Source organism: Micromonospora sp. Mcm103, assembly GCF_024519755.1.
GTDB classification, from domain to species: domain Bacteria; phylum Actinomycetota; class Actinomycetes; order Mycobacteriales; family Micromonosporaceae; genus Micromonospora; species Micromonospora aurantiaca.
Map to the genome: position 1 here is coordinate 334,208 of NZ_JALJRJ010000003.1, position 17,887 is coordinate 352,094.

Genomic DNA, 17,887 nt, shown 5'->3' on the forward strand with positions numbered 1-17,887 from the left:
GTGACGACGCCGAGCGGTGGCAGCCCCGACGACGAGACCTGGCGACGCCCGGACCAACCGGCCGGGACCGCCGGGCAGCCCGAGCCGGCCGCCCTCCCAGCAGAGCCCGCCGCCCCCACGGCAGAGCCCGCCGTCGCCGAGGGCGTCGAGACAACCGGGCCAACCGCCGGCACCCCGGAGACGGCCGGGAACGCCAGCCCGTGGTCGCGCGAGGCGGCCACCGAGAGCCCGTGGGCCCGGCCGGAGGCGGCAGGCGGCTGGACGGTGGCCGGCGGCGCGTGGCCGGGCACGCCCGGTGCCGGCCCGCCCGCCGGTGGCCCGCAGTTCGGGGGCGCGCCCGCCGGCAGCCCGCCGCCTTCGGGATACGCGGGACCGCCGCCGAGCACGCCTCCGCCGCCCGGCTGGCGGCCGCCGGTACACGTGCAGCCGTCACCGCCCCGCCGGCTCCCGCCGCAGGACATGGCCGCGATGGACCAGGCGGAGCAGCGCGCGCAGCGGCTCACCTACGGCATCGGGGCGGCCGTGGCGGTGGTGCTGGTGCTGCTCACCTGCCTGCTCTGCTCGCGGGTGCTGTTCTGACCCGCAGCGGTCAGACGACGCCGTCCCAGACCATCTTGGCGCCGCTGTCCCCGGTCAGGTAGACGTACACGAGCGCGAAGACCGCGAGCACCGCCACCACGACGGTGAGCACGATCGGGAGCCAGCGGGGCAGGTTCCGGCCCGCGACGAAGCGGCTCGTCGACAGCACGAGCAGCAGCGCCACCACGCCGAGCCCGAGCGCGAACCAGAACAGCGTGTCGCCGTACTCGGCGTGCTCGTGGATCTGCTGCAGCCGGTCCGGCGGGTAGCCCTTCGCGCGAAGGGCCTCCTCCAGCTCCTCGCCGGACTCGGTCGCCACCCAGGCGACGATCGGGGTGACCACGGCGAGCGCCGCGACCGCCCAGCCGAGGCGGGGCCGCCAGCGGGGCAGCACCCCGTACGCGACGGCGAGCAGTGCCAGCAGCGGCACCAGCACCACCGCCGCGTGGATGACGAGCACGTGGACCGGCAGACCGTTGATTTCCCTGAACACCGACACCTCCGGCGAGTGGGTGGTTTGGCGCGCTCAGCGTACGGCGTGACGCCGCCTTCCTCGATACACGCACGCGTGGCGGCTCCGGTTCACCTGTGGCCCCGGCCACGGGTGAACAACGCTCGCTTGTCGGCCCGCCTGCCCCGTGCTGTCATGGATCCATGTCCACAGGTGAGGAGCTGCTCCGGTCGAGGGGCCTACGGGTCACCCGGCCGCGTCTCGCCGTGCTGGACGTGCTCTCCGCCGGCGGTCACCTGGAGGTGGACGAGATCACCCGGCGGGTCCGCCGGCGGATCGACTCGGTCTCCACCCAGGCCGTCTACGACGTGCTCGGCGCCCTGTCCCGGGCCGGCCTGTCCCGTCGGATCGAGCCGGCCGGCAGTCCCGCGCGGTACGAGGCCCGGGTCGGCGACAACCACCACCACGTGGTGTGCCGGGGCTGCGGGGAGATCGCCGACGTGGACTGCGCGGTCGGCAGCGCCCCCTGCCTGGACCCGAACGTGGCGCACGGCTTCGAGCTGGACGAGGCGGAAGTGACCTTCTGGGGCCTCTGCCCGGCCTGCCAGTCCCGCCGCTCCGCCGACGACTGACCGGAGCGCCGAGGACGGCCCGCCGCACCGAGGACGGCCGGCGACGAGGCGTGGCACTCTTGATCGATGGACACCGAAGACCTCGGCCTCTTCGGTCCGGGATCGGTCACGTGGAAGGTGCACGAGGAACCGATCCTGATCGTCGCCGGCCTGCGCTCCCTCTACCTCCAGGCGCTGCATCCCCGCGCGATGGCCGGCGTCGCGCAGAACAGCAACTACCGCACCGACGCCTGGGGGCGGCTGGTCCGCACGGCGACGTACGTGGGGACGACGATCTACGGCACCACCGCCGAGGCGGAGGCGGCCGGGCGACGGCTGCGGACGCGGCACGCCCGGATGCGCGCCACCGACCCGTTCACCGGTGAGGAGTTCCGCGTCGACGATCCGGACCTGCTGCGCTGGGTGCACGTCACCGAGGTGGAGTCGTTCGTGAGCACCGCCCGACGGGCGGGGCTGGCGCTCACCGACGACGAGGTGGACGGCTACTACACCGAGCAGCGCCGGTCGGCGGCCCTGGTCGGGCTGGACCCGGACGACGTGCCGGGTACCGCCGCCGAGGTGGCGGACTACTACCGGGACGTACGCCCGCAGTTGCGGATGACCCGGGAGGCGGCCGAGACGGCGGTGTTCCTGACCGCGCCCCCGATCCCGTGGAAGCTCAGCCTGCCGGCGCGGGTGGGCCTGAACCTGGGGCCGCCGCGCTGGGCGTACTTCGGCATCGCCGCCACCGCGCTGGGGATGCTGCCGCCGTGGGCGTTGCGGCTCTACGGCGGGCTGGGCCTGCCCACCACCGCCCTGTCGGCGGACCTGAGCGCGCGGGCGCTGCGACTGGCGCTGGCCGCGGTGCCCCGGCGCTACCGGGAGGGCCCGTTGCAGCAGGCCGCCAAGGAACGCGCCGCCCGCCTGACCGCGGCCTGACGGCGCCCCACGCTCACTCCGGGTCGGCGAACCGCTCGACCGCCGACCAGGGCTCCTTGCCGGGGGTCTGCGCGCCGGTCGGGCACGTACGCCGGTAGTCGCACCAGCCGCACCGCGGACCCGGCTCGGCCGGGAACGCCGCGTCGGGGTCGGTGCCGTCGGCCACCGCGCGCTCGGCGGCCATGATGTCGCGGGCGGTGTCCTCGGCGCGGGTGAGCTGCCGGTGCAGGGACTCCGGCGTGTGCTCGTGGGCGGCGACGGTGCCGGTGGGCAGGTGGTGCAGCTCGACCCGGCGGCACGGCTTGCGGAACACCCGCTCGGCCGCGTACGCGTAGAGCGCGAGCGCCTGCGAGCCGCGCGCGTCGTCGGTGTCGAGGCCGGTGCGGCCGGTCTTGTAGTCGACGATGACCAGCTCGGGCCGCCCGTCCGGACCGGGACGCGAGTCGATCCGGTCGGTGCGGCCGTTGAACGCGAGCACCGCGGTCTTGACCGCGACCACCCGTTCCACGCCGACCGGCTCGTCGGCCGGGTCGAGGCCCGCCACGTAGCTCTCCAGCCACGTCAGCGCCCGCCGGAAGGCGTCGCGCTCCTGCTCGTCGTCGCGGTAGCCCTCGCGGACCCAGGTGCCCTTGAGCAGCGTGCCCAGCACCTCGGGGCGGCGGCGGTCGGGGGCCAGCGCGTACCAGTTCTTCAGCGCGGTGTGGACGCTCGCTCCGAGCGAGTTGTGCGCCCACGGCGGGCCCTTGGGCGGCGCGGGCCGGTCCACGTAGGCGTAGCGGTAGCGGCGGGGACAGTCCGCGTACGCGCCGAGTTTGCTCGGTGTGCAGACGAACAGGCGCTCCGGCATGCCCTCGAAGCCGAGCTGCTCGGACTGCTCGGCGCGGGGTCGGGGAGCCCGGGAGCCACTGGCTGCTGACTGTCGTCGCACCCGGAGAATCCTGCCATCCGGGTACGACACCGGACGAGCCCGCTCAGGCGTTGTTGAGGTACTGGGTCACGAACGCGGCGATCGCGTCGGCGATGAGCTGCACGGCGATGGCGGCCAGCAGCAGGCCGGCGATCCGGGTCAGCACCTCGATGCCGCCGGGGCGCAGCACCTTGACGATCCCGCCGGAGAAGCGCAGCACCACCCACACGGTCACCATCACCGCGACGATGGCGAGCCCGATGGCGAGGTAGTCGACGGCGCCGCCGGCCTGCTGCACGAACAGCATGGTCGCCACGATGGCGCCCGGCCCGGCCAGCAGCGGGGTGCCGAGGGGCACCAGCGCGATGTTGGAGGTGACCTGGTTGCTCGGGTCGTCCGCCTTGCCGGTCAGCAGCTCCAGCGCGACCAGGATCAGCAGCAGGCCGCCCGCCGCCTGGAGGGCGGGCAGGTCGACGTGCAGGTACGCCAGGATCGTCTGCCCCGCCACCGCGAAGATCACGATGACCCCGAGCGCCAGCGCCACGGCCTGCCAGGCGGCCCGGTTCCGGTCGCGCGCGGGCAGCGGCCCGGTCAGCGCGAGGAAGATGGGCATCATTCCGGGCGGGTCGACGATCACCAGCAGGGTCACGAAGACCTCGCCGAAGAGCTTGAGATCCACGCGGACACGGTAGCCGTGCCGTCGGATCGCTTCAGCTCGAAGCGACAGGGGTCACCCCGCGGGCCAGCGCGACGATCCGCTCGTACGCCTCGGGCCCTGTGGTGTGCGCGCCGAGCCGCACGGTCTTGTGCGTGCCGTGGAAGTCGGACGATCCGGTGACCAGCAGTCCCAGGTCGGCGGCGAGCCCGCGGACGTGCTCCCGCTCGGCCCGGTCGTGGTCCTCGTGGTCGGCCTCCAGCCCGGCCAGGCCGGCCGCGGCCAGGTCCGCGATCAGCTCGTCCGGCACGATCCGGCCGCGCCGGCTGGCCTTGGGGTGGGCGAAGACGGGCACGCCGCCGGCCGCCCGCACCAGCGCCACCGCCTGGAACACCTCGATGTCGTCCTTGGGCAGCCGGTACCGCTCGCCGAGCCAGTCCGGCCCGAACGCCTCGGTGGTGGTGGCGACCAGACCGGCCCGGATCAGCGCCTGCGCGATGTGCGGGCGGCCGACGGTGCCGCCGCCCGCGCCGGTCAGGATCTCCGTCCAGCTCACCGGGATGCCGTCGGCCTGGAGCAGCCGGACGATGCGCTCCCCGCGTTCCTCGCGGGCCCGGCGAACCCGGGCCAGTTCCGCGGCCAGGTGCGGCTCGGCCGGGTCGAACAGGTACGCGAGCAGGTGCAGCGGGATCGCCGGTTCGGCGCCGAACCACCGGCAGGAGATCTCCGCGCCGCGGATCAGGGTGAGCCCGGGCGGCAGCGCGGCGACGGCGGGAGCCCAGCCGGCGGTGGTGTCGTGGTCGGTGAGTGCCACCACGTCGAGCCCGGCGTCGGCGGCGGCCCGGACCAACTCGGCGGGGGTCAGGGTGCCGTCGCTGGCGGTGGAGTGGGTGTGCAGGTCGATGCGGGCGGGGACGCTCACCCGCCCGACGCTACGCCCCGTCCGGCACCGTGGGGACGTCGGCCACCACCACCGGGCGGTCCTCCGGCGTCAGCCCCTCGACCTTCGAGGCAGTGGGCCGGTCACCGGCCAGCACCCGCTCGGGCTTGACCCGGACCAGCCCGCCGGTCGCGTCCACGTGCAGCGCCACCCCGGCCCGCGTCCAGGACACGCCGCCGGCCAGCAGCGGGCCGGCCGGGTGGGTGACCGGGCTGGCCGGGTCGCGCAGGTCGACCAGGAGGGCGGTGCGCGACGTGCCGTTGGCGAGCAGCCACCGGCCGTCGAAGGAGACGGCGCCGAGTCCGTCGGTGGCAAGCTTCAGACCGCATCCGGTACGCACCGGGGCGAGGTCGCGGGCCGGGTCGAGCAGGGCCAGGCAGTGCTCCTCGTCCCGCCCGGCGGCGACCAGGCCGACCACCCGGCCGTCGGGCCGGGTGCCGTAGACGGTGCGGACGTCCGGGTTCACCGGGCCCGGCTGCCCGCCCAGCGCGCGGTTCCAGACGCTCATCCCGCCGTCGCCGGGCTGCTGGATCAGCACCGCGTCGCCGGTGAAGCCGACCGGCACGGCACCTTCCGGCGCGGCGATCCGGACCGGCGCGATGAGCTGGCCGGCGACCACACCGGCGGCGATCAGGTCCGTGCCGTCCCGCCAGGCGACCTGGCGGCCGTCCGGGGAGACCGCCACCGCGTCCGCGGCGGCGAGCATGACCTGCGGCGCGGCGCCACCGACCGGCACCCACCAGAGGGTACGGCCGGCGACGGTGGCCGCCGAGGTGAGCAGCCAGCCCCCCTGCTCGTGGATCCGCTGCGCCCGTTCGACGCCGCTCACGCCGGTCAGCTGCCGCCGTTCACCGCCGCTGGTGTCCAGCCGGTCACCGACGAGCAGGTCGAGTTCGGCGCGGACCGGCCCGAAGCGGGTGATCGAGGACGGCCCGGAGGGCTCCGGGGACGGGAAGAGGACGGGCGGGTCGCCGAGCACCACTGTGGGCGTGCCGCCGTCGCCGCCCGACGCGCTGAACTGGGCCACCCCGGTGGTGACGAACACGGTGGCGACGCCGGCCAGGGCCAGACCGGTGAGCGTACGCCGCCGGCCCGTGCGCCGCGCCCGGCGCAGGATCTCCCCGGCCGGGTCGGCGGGCAGCGGGCGGGACGTCTCGACGCGGCGGGACAGGGTCTCCCGCAGCGCCCGCTCCAGCTCGTCGTCGCTCACGGGGAATGGACGCTCCGGGCTGCCCGTCCGGTTGTCACCGTGCTGCCGGGTGCCGCTCATCGGCTCTTCGCCGGGATCGGGACGGCGGGGCGGACCGGAGCCGCGGGTGGGGCCGGTCGCGGCACCCGGGCGGCGGGCTGCCGCGCCGGGGTACGGGCCGGCTCGGTGCCCTGGGCCGGCGGAACGGACCGGCCGCCCGCGGCGGGCGCGGCCGGGGCCGACGGTTTCGCCGCGGGCACGTCGGCGGGCGCGGGCAGGCCCAGGGCCGCCTGGGAGCCGAGCCGGCGGCGCAGCGTGTTGAGCGCCCGGGAGGTCTGGCTCTTGACGGTGCCCGGGGAGATCTCCAGCAGCGCGGCGGTCTGCGCCTCGGACATGTCCTCGTAGAAGCGCAGCACCAGCACCGCCCGCTGCCGGGCCGGCAGCGCCTGGAGGTGCCGCCAGAGCGCGTCCCGGTCGAGTTGCTGCTCGATCTCGTCGACACCGGCGCGCTCCGGCAGCACCTCGGTGGGGCGCTCGCCGTGCCAGCGGCGCCGCCACCAGCTGGTGGACGTGTTGACCATGACCCGGCGGGCGTACGGCTCGATGGCCTCGATCCCGCCGAGCCGCTTCCAGGCCAGGTAGGTCTTCGTCAGCGCGGTCTGGAGCAGATCCTCGGCGGTGGCCCAGTCACCGGCGAGCAGGTAGGCGGTGCGCAGCAGTGCGCCGGACCGGGCCGCGACGAATTCGCGGAACTCCTCCTCCAGCGGATCTCTGCTCACCACCACACTCATCTCCCCCCGCCCTGCCTGGCAGGATGCCACGGCCGGGTCGCCCGGGTCGATGGCGGAAGGTGTGCAGTTCATCCGATGTTCGGACGAAAAGTTTCAGGCTCCGTCGTCGGCCTTGGCCTCGTCGGCCTCCTTGCCCAGCCGCGCCTCGACCGCCTGCGGCTCGTACATCTCCTCGACCACACGCAGGTAGAGCTCGTTCGGGTTGGGCAGGTTCTTGATCACCCGGAGTGCCTGTTCCTGACCGGCGGACTCCAGCACGAACGTGCCGTAGTTGAGGGCACGGCCGGTCGGGCTCTGCTCGTACTTCATGTCGGTGACCCGGGTGAGCGGCATCATCGCGACCTGCCGGGTGATGATGCCGTTGACGACCATCACCCGCTTGTTGGTCAGGATGAACCGGTCGTACCACCAGTCGGCGACCTTCCACGCGACCCAGCCCATCACGGCGAACCAGAGCAGCACGGCGACTGTGGTCAACGCGCCGACGTCCCGCCCGGCGAGGAAGCCGGAGAGGTAGCCGAGCACGAACGTGGCCGCCACGCCGACGATGATCGGGGTGGTGAGGTGGATCCAGTGCCGCTTCCACTCGCCCCGGTAGCGCTCGGTGGGGAAGAGGTAACGGGCCACGAGCGAGCTGGGCTCGTCCTCCAGCGGCAGCACCCGGCGGGGTGCCATGCCGGTGGCATCGGACCGCAGCCCGGCCAGCTCGTCCTCGGAGATCGGCTGGTCCGGGAAGCCGTCCGGGTCACGTGCCCAGGCCCGGCCGGACCGCCCCTCGCCGGTGTACGCGCTGCCGTAGCCGGCGTCGTCCGGGTCCGCGTACGGGCCGGGGCCGTAACCGGCCGGGTCGTCCGGGTCGATCCGGGGGATCGGCTCGGTGTCGCGTTCCCGGCGTGCCCGGTCGGGGTCGTCCGGGTCGAAGGGTGGACCGGAGGGGCTTCCCATGGGCGGCTAGGCGACGAGGTTGGTGAAGAAGTCGCCGAAGCCCTGCGCGATGTCCATGATGCCGCCGCCGAGGGACTTGAAGACGTCGGCGGCGGAGTTGGGCCGGTACGCAACAAAGAAGATCAAGAATGCGATTCCGGCCCAGGTGAGGACCTTCTTGACCATAGCGGGCCATCCTCTCGCGCGGAGCCGGGTCCGTTTACCGCAGCGGCACCCAGAGTATCAGCATGGTGTCTTACCGTGAATATCTGCGTCCGCTCTCCGACTCGCCGTGGCGAGCCGGTCAGGCCCGCCCGTGCAGGTACGGAGACGGTGCGCCGTACACGAGTTCGGGCGGTGTCCACTCGGTGAGGTCGTGCAGCACGACTTCTTCCGCGAGGAGGTGACCCGCACTCGCCGGCCAGGCTATCGCATGGAGCCACATTCCCCGAGCCTCGCCGGCGTACGCGCTTCGATCCGTTTCGGAGCGGACGAGCCACAGTGGAGTCGGATGGCCGCCCACCCGGATCTTCGCGTGCGGCAGCCGCTCGGGATGACCAGGGCCGGGATCGGTGAGCGCCTCCTCCACCTGTGGACCGGGGTCGGGTCCGGGCAGTCCCGCGAAGCGGGATCCGAGACCTACGCCGGGTTCCTCGGCGACGAAGATCAGGTCGGCCGGTCCACCGTCCAGGGGGGCCGGTCCGGCGCAGGCGACGAGCGTGGCCCGTACGCCCGCCCGGTCGTCGCCCGCCCAGGCCACGCCGGTGAGCGTCCAGCCCGGCGGGAGCGGCCACGGGCACCACAGCGGCATCCGCAGCCGGCCCGTCGGGTCGGGGTCGGCGGCCATCCGCTCCACCACGCTGGCCATGATCTCGGCGCTGATGTGCTCCGGTACGTGCAGCGGCGCGACCGGGCCGCAGCGCACGCACCGGTGCTCGGCGTGCATCAGATCCGGCTCGCGCACCGGGCCCGCGCACTTCGGACAACTCACCACGACAGTCACACCCTCACCGTCACCCCGGACCCGCGGGGCGTCAAGCGGGGCGGGCCGACGAGCGTGGGATTTCCGTCCGGCGGTGGACCCACGCGCGGGTTCAGTCCGGCGGCGGCCCGGCGTACGACCGGATCCAGGCGTGCATGGCGATGCCGCTGGCCACCCCCGCGTTGATGGACCGGGTCGAGCCGTACTGGGCGATGGAGAACAGCGCGTCGCAGGCCGATCGGGCCACCGCCGACAGTCCCGGCCCCTCCTGGCCGAACAGGAGCACGCAGCGACGCGGCAGCACCGCGGTCTCCATCGGCCGGGAGCCGGGCAGGTTGTCGATCCCGACCACCGGCAACCGCTCGTCGCGCGCCCACGCGACGAACTCCTCGATCGTCGCGTGGTGCCGGACGTGCTGGTAGCGGTCGGTCACCATGGCGCCCCGCCGGTTCCACCGCCGCCGCCCGACGATGTGCACCTCGGCGGCGAGGAAGGCGTTGGCGTTGCGGACCACGGTGCCGATGTTGAAGTCGTGCTGCCAGTTCTCGATCGCCACGTGGAAGTCGTGCCGGCGCCGGTCCAGGTCGGCCACCACGGCCTCGCGCCGCCAGTAGCGGTAGCGGTCCACCACGTTGCGCCGGTCCCCGGCGGTGAGCAGCTCCGGGTCGTAGCGCGGGTCGTCCGGCGGGTCACCGGGCCACGGCCCCACACCCACGTCGAGCTGGTCGTCGGTCACGGTTGCCGAGGGTACGGCCCGGCGGCGTCCCCGGTCAGCGCAGGTCGAGCGCGCCGCCCAGCCGGTCGAGGAAGCGCGTGTCGGCGGGGCTCGGCGTGGTCTGCCCGGCCCGGCACACCCGGGCGGCGACCGACTCCACCCACTGCCGGTACGCCGCCGAGTCGGCCGGATCCGCCCGGCGGCGCAGCACCCGTACCGTCGCCCGGGCGGCGGCCAGCAGGTCGACCATGTCGGTCAGGCGCTCGTCCCGCTCGGTGACGCCGTCGTGGCGGGCGTAGATGGCGGCCACCACGGCGCGGACGAGATCGCTGTCGAAGGCCCGGCCGGCGGCCACCGCGTCCAGGCCGGCCAGGCCGGCGGCGACGCCGCGCGGCGGCCAGCCGGGGCCGGGTGCGGCGGCGGCGACGAGGACGCGGCCCGGCAGGTCGGTCAGCAGGTCCCACTCCGCCGCGGAGTAGGCGGCGGTGGTGAGCGGTGCGGCGCGGCGACCGGCGGAAGGCGGCTCTCCGGCTACGGAGTGGCTCATGGGCACCTCCAGCCCGAGCATAAGCCCCCGGACGAGGTCCGGGCCCCGTCCCCGCCGAACGGAGAACGAGGCCCGGTGCCGGACGGAACGCGAGGTCAGCGCGGCTCGGGGAAGCTGGGACGCTCCGGGTCGACGCCGTCCGGGACGGCGGCTGCCGCGTACTCCTTCTTGGGGACCATGACCTTGCGGCGGAACACGCAGACGAGCGTGCCGTCCTGGTTGTAGCCGCGGGTCTCGACCGCGACCACGCCGCGGTCGGGCTTCGAGGCCGACTCCCGCTTGTCCAGCACCGTCGTCTCGCCGTAGATGGTGTCGCCGTGGAACGTCGGCGCGACGTGCCGCAGCGACTCGATCTCCAGGTTGGCGATCGCCTTGCCGCTGACGTCCGGTACGGACATGCCCAGCAGCAGCGAGTAGATGTAGTTGCCGACCACCACGTTGCGCTTGAACTGCGAGGCGGACTCGGCGTAGTGCGCGTCCATGTGCAGCGGATGGTGGTTCATGGTGAGCAGGCAGAAGAGGTGGTCGTCGTACTCGGTGACCGTCTTGCCCGGCCAGTGCCGGTAGACCGCGCCGACCTCGAACTCCTCGTAGTAGCGGCCGAACTGCATCCTTGTCCCCTTCACGGGCGGCGATGGAGTTCGGCACAGCATGCCTTATCGCTTGTTAAGGCGAGGGGCGGGGCGCTCGCCCGGCGGAAATGTCACACCGGGGGCCACCGAGGTCCGGACGCAATGAGCGGCGGGGCCCTCCCCGGCACCCGCCGCCCACGCTCTGATGCGAAGAATTCTGGCGTACGACCACCCGTCGCCGACAGAGACGGAGGTCACATTTATCTTTTCGTAACACTACTCAAAGTAACCGACACGAGGTCGGTAAGCGATCTCCGCAGGCCGGATAGATGCTCGTCAAGCCCAAAGTTACTGATACGTAGCCGCAACTGAGCGTGATCTCCTTGGAAACGCTCCCATCACGTCCCGTCACGCAAGTGCGGCGTGCATTTGCGTTCCGCACGAACGGAGCGAACAGATGGTGTTCGATGTGCCCAGGGTCACCGTCCGGGCGCTCAGCGTTTCGTCACCCGCGCGACGGGAATTCGGACGGACTGACCCTGGTTCCACCGGACGTACGACAATCCGCGGTGATCGGAGAGAGCAAATGGCAACGGTTGAGCTGACCACGGCCAACTTTGACGAGGTGACCGGGCGCGACGGGATCGTCCTGCTCGACTTCTGGGCGGACTGGTGCGGCCCGTGCAAGCGCTTCGCCCCGGTCTACGAGCGCTCCTCGGAGAAGCACCCGGAGATCGCCTTCGGCAAGGTCGACACCGAGGCGCAGCAGGAGCTGGCGGCCAAGTTCAACATCAGCTCCATCCCGACGATCATGGCGATCCGTGACGGTGTGATCGTCTTCGCCCAGCCGGGCGCGCTGCCGGAGTCGGCGCTGGAGAACCTCATCGAGCAGGTCCAGGCGCTGGACATGGACGACGTCCGCAAGAAGCTGGCCGAGCACAACCACTGACGTTCCGCACGCCGCCGGCCGGCGCCCTACAGGGTGCCGGCCGGCGGCGTGCCCCGTGCCGGCACGGCTCGCTTGCGCAATGTTCGAACACGTGTTCGAATGACTCCATGCGCTGGGACAACCTCTCCGCTCCCCCGGACGAGGGGACTCCCGATCGGGCGGCGCCGGCGGCTCCACCCCTGCCGCTGGCGCTGCCCGGCGCCGTAACCCGCACGTTCGACACCCCCGACTTCGCCGGCATGACCTTCTACGAGGTCCACGCCAAGTCGATCATCAACCGGGTGCCCGGCCAGTCACGCGTGCCGTTCGAGTGGACGATCAACCCCTACCGGGGCTGCTCGCACGCCTGCGTCTACTGCCTGGGCGGCGACACACCGATCCTGATGGCCGACGGCCGCACCAGGGCGATCAGCGAGCTGGAGCCCGGCGACCGGATCTACGGCACCCGGCGCAGCGGCGCCTACCGCCACTACGTCGTCACCACGGTGCTCGACAAGTGGTCGACGGTGAAGCGGGCCTACCGGATCACCCTGGCCGACGGCACCACGCTCGTCGCCAGCGGCGACCACCGGTTCCTCACCGAACGCGGCTGGAAGCACGTCACCGGGACCATGCGCGGCGGCGGACGCCGTCCGCACCTGACCACCCGCAACCGTCTGCTCGGCACCGGCGGGTTCGTGGTGGCGCCGAAGCGCTCGGCCGACTACCGCCGGGGCTACCTGCACGCCCTGGTCCGCGACGACGACCCCGCCGGTCACCGGCGCGACACCCGGTTCCGGCTGGCCACCGCCGAGGCGGAGGCGCTGGACCGGGCCGAGCACTACCTGACCGACGCGGGCGTCACCGTCGAGCGGGCCACCGTCGCCCGGGTGGGCCGCCGGGCGACGACCACAGTGGTACGCACAGCCGGCCCGGCCGACGTCGTCACCGGGCTGTTCACGCCACCCGACGAAGCGACGGACGACTGGGCACTGGGCTACCTGGCCGGCATGTTCGACGCCGTCGGCACCTGCCATCGGGGCGTGTTCCGGATCAGCGTCGCCGACGACGAGAGCCGGGCCCGCGCGGCCGGCGCGCTGGACCGGTTCGGCTTCCGGTGGGCGCTCGACGTGCCGGGTGCACCGGGTGCGGCGCGTCAGCTCCGGCTGACCGGCGGGCTGCCGGAGCGGCTGCGCTTCTTCCACCTCACCGACCCGGCCGTCACCGCCCGGCGCTCGATCGAGGGCATGGCGCTCAAGTGCGCGGCGCGACTCCAGGTGACCGCCGTCGAAGACCTCGGCCTGGAGCTTCCGCTGTGGGACATCACCACCGGCACCGGCGACTTCATCGCCAACGGCGTGGTCAGCCACAACTGCTTCGCCCGCAACACCCACACCTACCTCGACCTGGACCCGGGCGCCGACTTCGACCGCAAGGTGATCGTCAAGGTCAACGCGGGCGAGCTGGTCCGCCGCGAGCTGGCCGCCCCACGCTGGCGCGGCGCGCACGTCGCCATGGGCACCAACGTGGACTGTTACCAGCGGGCCGAGGGCCGCTACCGCCTGATGCCGCCGATCATCGAGGCGCTGCGGGACTTCGCGAACCCGTTCTCCATCCTGACCAAGGGCACGCTGCTGCTGCGCGACCTGCCGCTGCTGCGCCAGGCCGCCGAGGTGACCCGGGTGGGGGTGTCGTACTCGGTGGGGTTCGTCGACGAGGCGCTCTGGCGGGCGGCCGAGCCCGGTACGCCGAGCCCGCGCCGCCGCCTCGACGCGGTCCGCACCCTCACCGACGCCGGCTTCTCCGTCGGCGTACTGATGGCGCCGATCCTGCCCGGCCTCAGCGACGACGAGGAGTCCATCGACGCCACGGTCGCGGCAATCGCCGCCTCCGGCGCGGCAGGCGTGACGCCGCTGCCGCTGCACCTGCGGCCCGGCGCCCGGGAGTGGTACGCCCGCTGGCTGGCCCGGGAGTTCCCCCACCTGGTGCCCCGCTACCGGCAGCTCTACCAGGCCGGCTCGTACGCGCCGCAGGCGTACCAGCGGGAGGTGACAGCGCGGGTGCGGATGGCGGCACGCCGGCACGGGCTGCATCGCGGCGAGACCGGTGACAACAGGCGGCTGCCCGAGACCCCGCCGCCCGCACCGGCCGCCGAACAGCTCTCCCTGCTCTAGCGGGGAGAACCCGCACCGGCGGGGCTAGTCTCGGGGGATGCGTTCCGCTCAGCAGATCCTCGCCGACTCCGCCGTGATCGCCGTCGTGGGCGCCTCCCGTGACCCGGGCAAGGCCGCGCACCGCGTACCGCTGGAGATGCAACGGCACGGCTGGCGGATCATCCCGGTCAACCCGACAGTGGACGAGTTGTTCGGCGAGAAGGCGTACCCGACGCTCGCCGACATCCCGCACCCGGTCGACCTGGTCGACGTGTTCCGCCCGGCCCGCGACGCGGTCGACGTGGTCCGGCAGGCGGTGGCGATCGGTGCCCCGGCGGTGTGGTTGCAGCTCGGGATCTACTCGGACGAGGCGCGCTGGATCGCCGAGGAGGCCGGCCTCGACTACGTCGAGGACAAGTGCCTCATCGTCGAGCGGGCCGCCGCCGGCCTGACCCGTACATCCGGCGGCACGTCAGCCTGACGACGCGGCACGCGGCGCGTACCCTTCGGGCATGTCCGGTCCCGGCCCGATGGCGGCTGCGGCGGTGCCCGGCCGCGACGGGCTCTGGTCCCGCAGGCTGCTCGCGCTCCTGGCCGGTGCGGCGGCGGCCGCGGTGAGCGGCCGGGTTCTCCTCGCGCTGGACCCGTCGGACCTCAGCGCGATTCGTGGCACGGTGTGGCTGGTGGGCCTGGTGCACCTGGCGCAGCGGTACTGGCGGCCACGGCGGACCGGCCGGCTGGTCTGGCGACCCCGGGTAGCCGGGCCGCACGGCGCCGAACCGGGGCTGATGGCCCGGCGGTCGGCGGCGGGATGGCTGGGGCTGACCGCGGACGTGGCGCTCGGCCTCGTGGTGGTGCTCGGCGGGTTCTCGTTCCTGACCGAGCGCTGGCCGCAGGTCGAGCCGTGGCGACCGCTGGTGCTGGGCGCCGTGGCCCTCGGCCTGGGCTGGGTCGTCCACAGCGAGGTGCGGTTCACCGGCCGGCTGGCGTTGACCGGCGGCGGACTCCGGTACGACGGGGACTGGTATCCGTGGTCCGGGATCCGTGGCGCGCAGCGGTCCGGCGAGCGTGGCGGCGGTGTGCACCTCCGCCTGGAACCGGAACGGCTGCCCCGGCCGCTGATCGGCGGGCGCGACCTGGCCGTGCCGGACGAGCGGCTGATCGCCGCGATCGAGCGGTTCCGGACCACGCCGGAGACGCTGGCGGTGGGGTTGCCGGTGGCTCCCCCGGAACCGGCCTCCGGCGTGGCGGAACGGTGATCCTTACTGCTTGTACTGCTTGAGCAGGCCGCGCGAGATGATCGTCTTCTGGATCTCCGAGGTGCCCTCGCCGATCAGCAGGAACGGCGCCTCGCGCATCAGGCGCTCGATCTCGTACTCCTTGGAGTAGCCGTAGCCGCCGTGGATCCGGAACGCCTCCTGGACCACCTCGGCGCAGTACTCGGACGCGAGCAGCTTCGCCATGCCCGCCTCGACGTCGTTGCGCTGGCCGGCGTCCTTGAGCCGGGCCGCGTTGACCATGAGCGCGTGCGCGGCCTCGATCTTCGTACCCATCTCGGCGAGCTTGAACGCGACGGCCTGGTGCTTGGCGAGCGGCTGGCCGAAGGTGTGGCGCTGCTGGGCGTACGCGACGGCCAGTTCGAACGCCCGGATCGAGATGCCGCAGGCGCGGGCGGCGACGTTGACCCGGCCGACCTCGATGCCGTCCATCATCTGGTAGAAGCCGCGGCCGACCTTCTCCTCGCCGCCGAGGACGGCGGAGGCGGGCACCGTGACGCCGTCGAGCACCATCTCGGTGGTCTCGACGCCCTTGTAGCCCATTTTGTCGATCTTGCCGGGGATGGTGAGGCCGGGCGCGGTCTCGCCGAAGCCGGGCTCCTTCTCCAGCAGGAAGGTGCTCATGTTGCCGTAGACCGAGTCGGCTCCGGTGTCGGTCTTGACCAGGGTGGCGACCACCGAGGAGTACGCCCCGTTGGTGAGCCACATCTTCTGGCCGTTGAGGACGTAGTTGTCGCCGTCGCGCACGGCCTTCGACTTGATCGCCGAGACGTCGGAGCCGCACTCGGGCTCCGACATCGAGAACGCGCCGCGCACCTCGCCGGTGGCCATGCGGGGCAGCAGCCGGGCCTTCTGCTCGGCGGAGCCGTGCTGCGAGATCAGGTACGCCACGATGAAGTGGGTGTTGACGATGCCGGAGATCGACATCCAGCCCCGGGACAGCTCCTCGACCACCAGCGCGTAGGTCAGCAGGGACTCGCCCAGGCCGCCGTACTCCTCGTCGATGGTGAGGCCGAACAGCCCCATCTCGCGCATGCCGTCGAGGATGTCGCTCGGGTACTCGTCGGCGTGCTCCAGCCGCTGCGCGTGCGGGATGATCTCCTTGTCGGCGAACTCCCGGACGGTTTCCAGGATCGACCGCTGCACGTCGGTCAGTCCGGGTGTCTGGGCGAGTCGGGCCATCTCAGCCTCCGGGGTCGGCGCCTTACTCATGGGTAACTGAACGCTCGGTCAGTATCGGCCCCGGGACCGGCCGCGCCAAGGTGACCAGTCCACACAACCGCTGTGAAAAGGTTCACCGCTACGGGTAGCGTCCGCAAGTAAGAGGGCCGTTGACCTGGGGGGAAGGGGCGCTTGTGACAGACGAGCAGCCACCGTCGCCGTACGAGCCGCCGTCGCACGGCCAGCCGTACGGGCAGCCGCAGTACGGCCAGCAGCACCCGCAGTACGGCCACCAGCCCCCGTACGCCCCGCAGCCGCCCTACGGCCAGTACGGGCCACCCGGCCAGGGGCCGGGACCCCGTGGCACGAACGTGCTCGCCATCCTGTCGCTCGTCTTCGCGTTCGTCTTCGCGCCCGCCGGCATCGTCTGCGGCCACCTGGCCAAGCGGCAGATCCGGCAGACCGGCGAGGACGGCGACCAGCTCGCCACCTGGGGCCTGGTTCTCAGCTACATCTTCACCGCGATCGGCCTGCTGGTCTGCTGCGGCTGGATCGGGCTGGCGATCTGGGCCAACTCCGACAACAGCACCTACTGACGCCTCAGCGGAACTGCGCCTCCCGGACGCTGTTGCCACCGTCGACCACAAGCATCTGCCCGGTGATGTACGACGCGGCCGGCGAGCAGAGGAACGCGATCGCCGCGGCCACCTCGTCCGGCGTGCCGGGACGACCGACCGGCGTACCGAGGCCCTGCTTGATCTCGGCCATGGTGGACGCCGCGGTGTGGATGATGCCCGGCGCGACCGCGTTCACAGTCACCCCGTCGGCGATCATCTCCATCGCCAGCGCCCGGGTCAGCCCGACCACGCCGGCCTTGGCCGCCGCGTAGGCCGCCTCGGTGGGCAGCGCGTTCACCGGCCCGGCGGTGGCGGCCAGGTTGACGATCCGGCCCCAGCCCCGCTCGGCCATGCCGCCGATGAACGCGCGGCTGCACAGGAACGCGGTGGTCAGGTTGCGGTCGATCTCGCCGCGCCACTCGTCGTACGTCAGCTGCGCCACCGGCCGCAGCACCTCCGGGCTGGCCCGGCTCGCCAGGCCCGCGTTGTTCACCAGCACCTCGACGTCGCCGAGCTGCTCGGCCACCGCGTCGGCGAGCGCGCCCACCTCCGACTCGTCGGTGAGGTCCGCGACGAAACCGGTGACGCCCAGCTCGCCCGCGCGTTCGTGGATGCGCCTCGTGGTGGACACGATCGCCACCCGGGCGCCCAGGTCGGACAGCCGGCGCGCGGTCGCGTACCCGATGCCGTCCGGGCTGCCCGCGCCGGTCACCAGCGCGACCCGGCCGTCCAGGCGCATGGTGGCCGGTTCCGGCAGCGGCGCCGGCCGTTCGGAGTCGGCGGCGCCGACCGGCTCGCCGGCGCGCGGGCGCCGCACCGACCCCGGCCGGCTCATGTCCCGTCGCGACCGACCCCCACGCGCGTCAAGTGCCATGCCGAGGATCCTGCCCGGTGCCGACCCCACGGGCAACGCGGTGGCCGGAAAGGGGGCGTCCGTGTCGCGCATGGG

21 protein-coding genes are annotated in these 17,887 nt (G+C 73.1%); 8 read left to right on the forward strand and 13 right to left on the reverse strand.

From position 1 onward, the window contains the following. Positions 1–579 (forward strand): hypothetical protein, encoded by a 579-nt coding sequence (locus OC439_RS06495; protein ID WP_262012650.1) that lies wholly within the window; start codon positions 1–3, stop codon positions 577–579. 10 nt (positions 580–589) lie between these two features. On the opposite strand, the gene OC439_RS06500 is transcribed toward OC439_RS06495, so the two are convergent. After that, on the reverse strand, positions 590–1,072 hold the full coding sequence (locus OC439_RS06500; RefSeq protein WP_262012651.1) for a DUF2231 domain-containing protein: 483 nt from the start codon (positions 1,070–1,072) through the stop codon (positions 590–592). Between the two features lie 161 nt (positions 1,073–1,233). Between OC439_RS06500 and OC439_RS06505 the strand changes: the two genes are divergently transcribed. Both OC439_RS06505 and OC439_RS06510 read left to right on the forward strand, forming a co-directional pair. Continuing rightward, positions 1,234–1,662, forward strand: coding sequence for a Fur family transcriptional regulator (locus OC439_RS06505; protein WP_194798708.1), 429 nt, complete (start codon positions 1,234–1,236; stop codon positions 1,660–1,662). Positions 1,663–1,728: 66 nt separating this feature from the next. Continuing rightward, positions 1,729–2,580, forward strand: a complete 852-nt coding sequence (locus OC439_RS06510; protein WP_135243205.1) for an oxygenase MpaB family protein — start codon at positions 1,729–1,731, stop codon at positions 2,578–2,580. Between the two features lie 13 nt (positions 2,581–2,593). On the opposite strand, the gene OC439_RS06515 is transcribed toward OC439_RS06510, so the two are convergent. The 10 genes from OC439_RS06515 to OC439_RS06560 form a co-directional block, all read right to left on the reverse strand. After that, positions 2,594–3,427 (reverse strand): RecB family exonuclease, encoded by an 834-nt coding sequence (locus tag OC439_RS06515; RefSeq protein ID WP_262012763.1) that lies wholly within the window; start codon positions 3,425–3,427, stop codon positions 2,594–2,596. Between the two features lie 124 nt (positions 3,428–3,551). Then, complete coding sequence (locus OC439_RS06520; RefSeq protein WP_013283903.1) at positions 3,552–4,166, reverse strand: MarC family protein; 615 nt, start codon at positions 4,164–4,166, stop codon at positions 3,552–3,554. Between the two features lie 31 nt (positions 4,167–4,197). Continuing rightward, positions 4,198–5,064: a PHP domain-containing protein gene (locus OC439_RS06525; RefSeq protein WP_194798711.1), complete on the reverse strand. Its 867-nt coding sequence runs from the start codon at positions 5,062–5,064 to the stop codon at positions 4,198–4,200. A gap of 10 nt (positions 5,065–5,074) precedes the next feature. Continuing rightward, positions 5,075–6,292 (reverse strand): hypothetical protein, encoded by a 1,218-nt coding sequence (locus OC439_RS06530; RefSeq protein WP_262012652.1) that lies wholly within the window; start codon positions 6,290–6,292, stop codon positions 5,075–5,077. Between the two features lie 56 nt (positions 6,293–6,348). Next, the gene (locus OC439_RS06535) at positions 6,349–7,062 is read right to left on the reverse strand and encodes a SigE family RNA polymerase sigma factor (RefSeq protein WP_357207792.1); all 714 of its coding nucleotides are present in this window, start codon (positions 7,060–7,062) and stop codon (positions 6,349–6,351) included. Between the two features lie 93 nt (positions 7,063–7,155). After that, entirely contained in the window at positions 7,156–8,007 is an 852-nt protein-coding gene (locus OC439_RS06540; protein ID WP_262012654.1) for a PH domain-containing protein, read from the reverse strand. A 283-nt stretch (positions 8,008–8,290) separates the two neighbouring features. After that, complete coding sequence (locus OC439_RS06545; protein WP_315985913.1) at positions 8,291–8,989, reverse strand: DUF6758 family protein; 699 nt, start codon at positions 8,987–8,989, stop codon at positions 8,291–8,293. A 91-nt stretch (positions 8,990–9,080) separates the two neighbouring features. Further along, complete coding sequence (locus OC439_RS06550; RefSeq protein WP_194798715.1) at positions 9,081–9,704, reverse strand: TrmH family RNA methyltransferase; 624 nt, start codon at positions 9,702–9,704, stop codon at positions 9,081–9,083. Positions 9,705–9,738: 34 nt separating this feature from the next. Continuing rightward, a complete protein-coding gene (locus tag OC439_RS06555) occupies positions 9,739–10,230 on the reverse strand; it encodes a hypothetical protein (protein ID WP_262012655.1) in 492 nt (163 codons plus the stop codon). 95 nt (positions 10,231–10,325) lie between these two features. Next, positions 10,326–10,841 carry a MaoC family dehydratase gene (locus OC439_RS06560; RefSeq protein WP_013283894.1) on the reverse strand — a complete coding sequence of 172 codons (516 nt, stop codon included), beginning with the start codon at positions 10,839–10,841 and terminating at the stop codon, positions 10,326–10,328. Between the two features lie 547 nt (positions 10,842–11,388). Between OC439_RS06560 and trxA the strand changes: the two genes are divergently transcribed. The 4 genes from trxA to OC439_RS06580 all read left to right on the forward strand — a co-directional run bounded on the left by trxA (position 11,389) and on the right by OC439_RS06580 (position 15,142). Beyond that, positions 11,389–11,751: a thioredoxin gene (gene trxA / locus OC439_RS06565; RefSeq protein ID WP_135243197.1), complete on the forward strand. Its 363-nt coding sequence runs from the start codon at positions 11,389–11,391 to the stop codon at positions 11,749–11,751. A gap of 107 nt (positions 11,752–11,858) precedes the next feature. After that, positions 11,859–13,904, forward strand: a complete 2,046-nt coding sequence (locus OC439_RS06570) for an intein-containing Rv2578c family radical SAM protein (protein WP_262012656.1) — start codon at positions 11,859–11,861, stop codon at positions 13,902–13,904. Positions 13,905–13,941: 37 nt separating this feature from the next. Next, entirely contained in the window at positions 13,942–14,364 is a 423-nt protein-coding gene (locus OC439_RS06575; protein ID WP_262012657.1) for a CoA-binding protein, read from the forward strand. Between the two features lie 31 nt (positions 14,365–14,395). Beyond that, positions 14,396–15,142 carry a hypothetical protein gene (locus OC439_RS06580; RefSeq protein ID WP_262012658.1) on the forward strand — a complete coding sequence of 249 codons (747 nt, stop codon included), beginning with the start codon at positions 14,396–14,398 and terminating at the stop codon, positions 15,140–15,142. 3 nt (positions 15,143–15,145) lie between these two features. On the opposite strand, the gene OC439_RS06585 is transcribed toward OC439_RS06580, so the two are convergent. Further along, a complete protein-coding gene (locus OC439_RS06585) occupies positions 15,146–16,342 on the reverse strand; it encodes an acyl-CoA dehydrogenase family protein (RefSeq protein WP_030501098.1) in 1,197 nt (398 codons plus the stop codon). A 173-nt stretch (positions 16,343–16,515) separates the two neighbouring features. Between OC439_RS06585 and OC439_RS06590 the strand changes: the two genes are divergently transcribed. Continuing rightward, the gene (locus OC439_RS06590) at positions 16,516–16,917 is read left to right on the forward strand and encodes a DUF4190 domain-containing protein (RefSeq protein ID WP_262012659.1); all 402 of its coding nucleotides are present in this window, start codon (positions 16,516–16,518) and stop codon (positions 16,915–16,917) included. Between the two features lie 4 nt (positions 16,918–16,921). Here the strand turns inward: OC439_RS06590 and OC439_RS06595 are convergent, their stop codons facing one another. Continuing rightward, positions 16,922–17,812, reverse strand: coding sequence for an SDR family NAD(P)-dependent oxidoreductase (locus OC439_RS06595; protein ID WP_184977396.1), 891 nt, complete (start codon positions 17,810–17,812; stop codon positions 16,922–16,924). Between the last annotated feature and the right edge of the window lie 75 nt (positions 17,813–17,887).

Coding starts and splice junctions, on each gene's coding strand:
- OC439_RS06535 (WP_357207792.1), bottom strand. CDS start 7,062: ATGAGTGTGGTGGTGAGCAGAGATCCGCTGGAGGAGGAGTTCCGCGAA.
- OC439_RS06560 (WP_013283894.1), bottom strand. CDS start 10,841: ATGCAGTTCGGCCGCTACTACGAGGAGTTCGAGGTCGGCGCGGTCTAC.
- OC439_RS06570 (WP_262012656.1), top strand. CDS start 11,859: ATGCGCTGGGACAACCTCTCCGCTCCCCCGGACGAGGGGACTCCCGAT.
- OC439_RS06595 (WP_184977396.1), bottom strand. CDS start 17,812: ATGGCACTTGACGCGCGTGGGGGTCGGTCGCGACGGGACATGAGCCGG.
- OC439_RS06505 (WP_194798708.1), top strand. CDS start 1,234: ATGTCCACAGGTGAGGAGCTGCTCCGGTCGAGGGGCCTACGGGTCACC.
- OC439_RS06580 (WP_262012658.1), top strand. CDS start 14,396: ATGTCCGGTCCCGGCCCGATGGCGGCTGCGGCGGTGCCCGGCCGCGAC.
- OC439_RS06510 (WP_135243205.1), top strand. CDS start 1,729: ATGGACACCGAAGACCTCGGCCTCTTCGGTCCGGGATCGGTCACGTGG.
- OC439_RS06540 (WP_262012654.1), bottom strand. CDS start 8,007: ATGGGAAGCCCCTCCGGTCCACCCTTCGACCCGGACGACCCCGACCGG.
- OC439_RS06515 (WP_262012763.1), bottom strand. CDS start 3,427: ATGCCGGAGCGCCTGTTCGTCTGCACACCGAGCAAACTCGGCGCGTAC.
- OC439_RS06555 (WP_262012655.1), bottom strand. CDS start 10,230: ATGAGCCACTCCGTAGCCGGAGAGCCGCCTTCCGCCGGTCGCCGCGCC.
- OC439_RS06575 (WP_262012657.1), top strand. CDS start 13,942: ATGCGTTCCGCTCAGCAGATCCTCGCCGACTCCGCCGTGATCGCCGTC.
- OC439_RS06585 (WP_030501098.1), bottom strand. CDS start 16,342: ATGGCCCGACTCGCCCAGACACCCGGACTGACCGACGTGCAGCGGTCG.
- trxA (WP_135243197.1), top strand. CDS start 11,389: ATGGCAACGGTTGAGCTGACCACGGCCAACTTTGACGAGGTGACCGGG.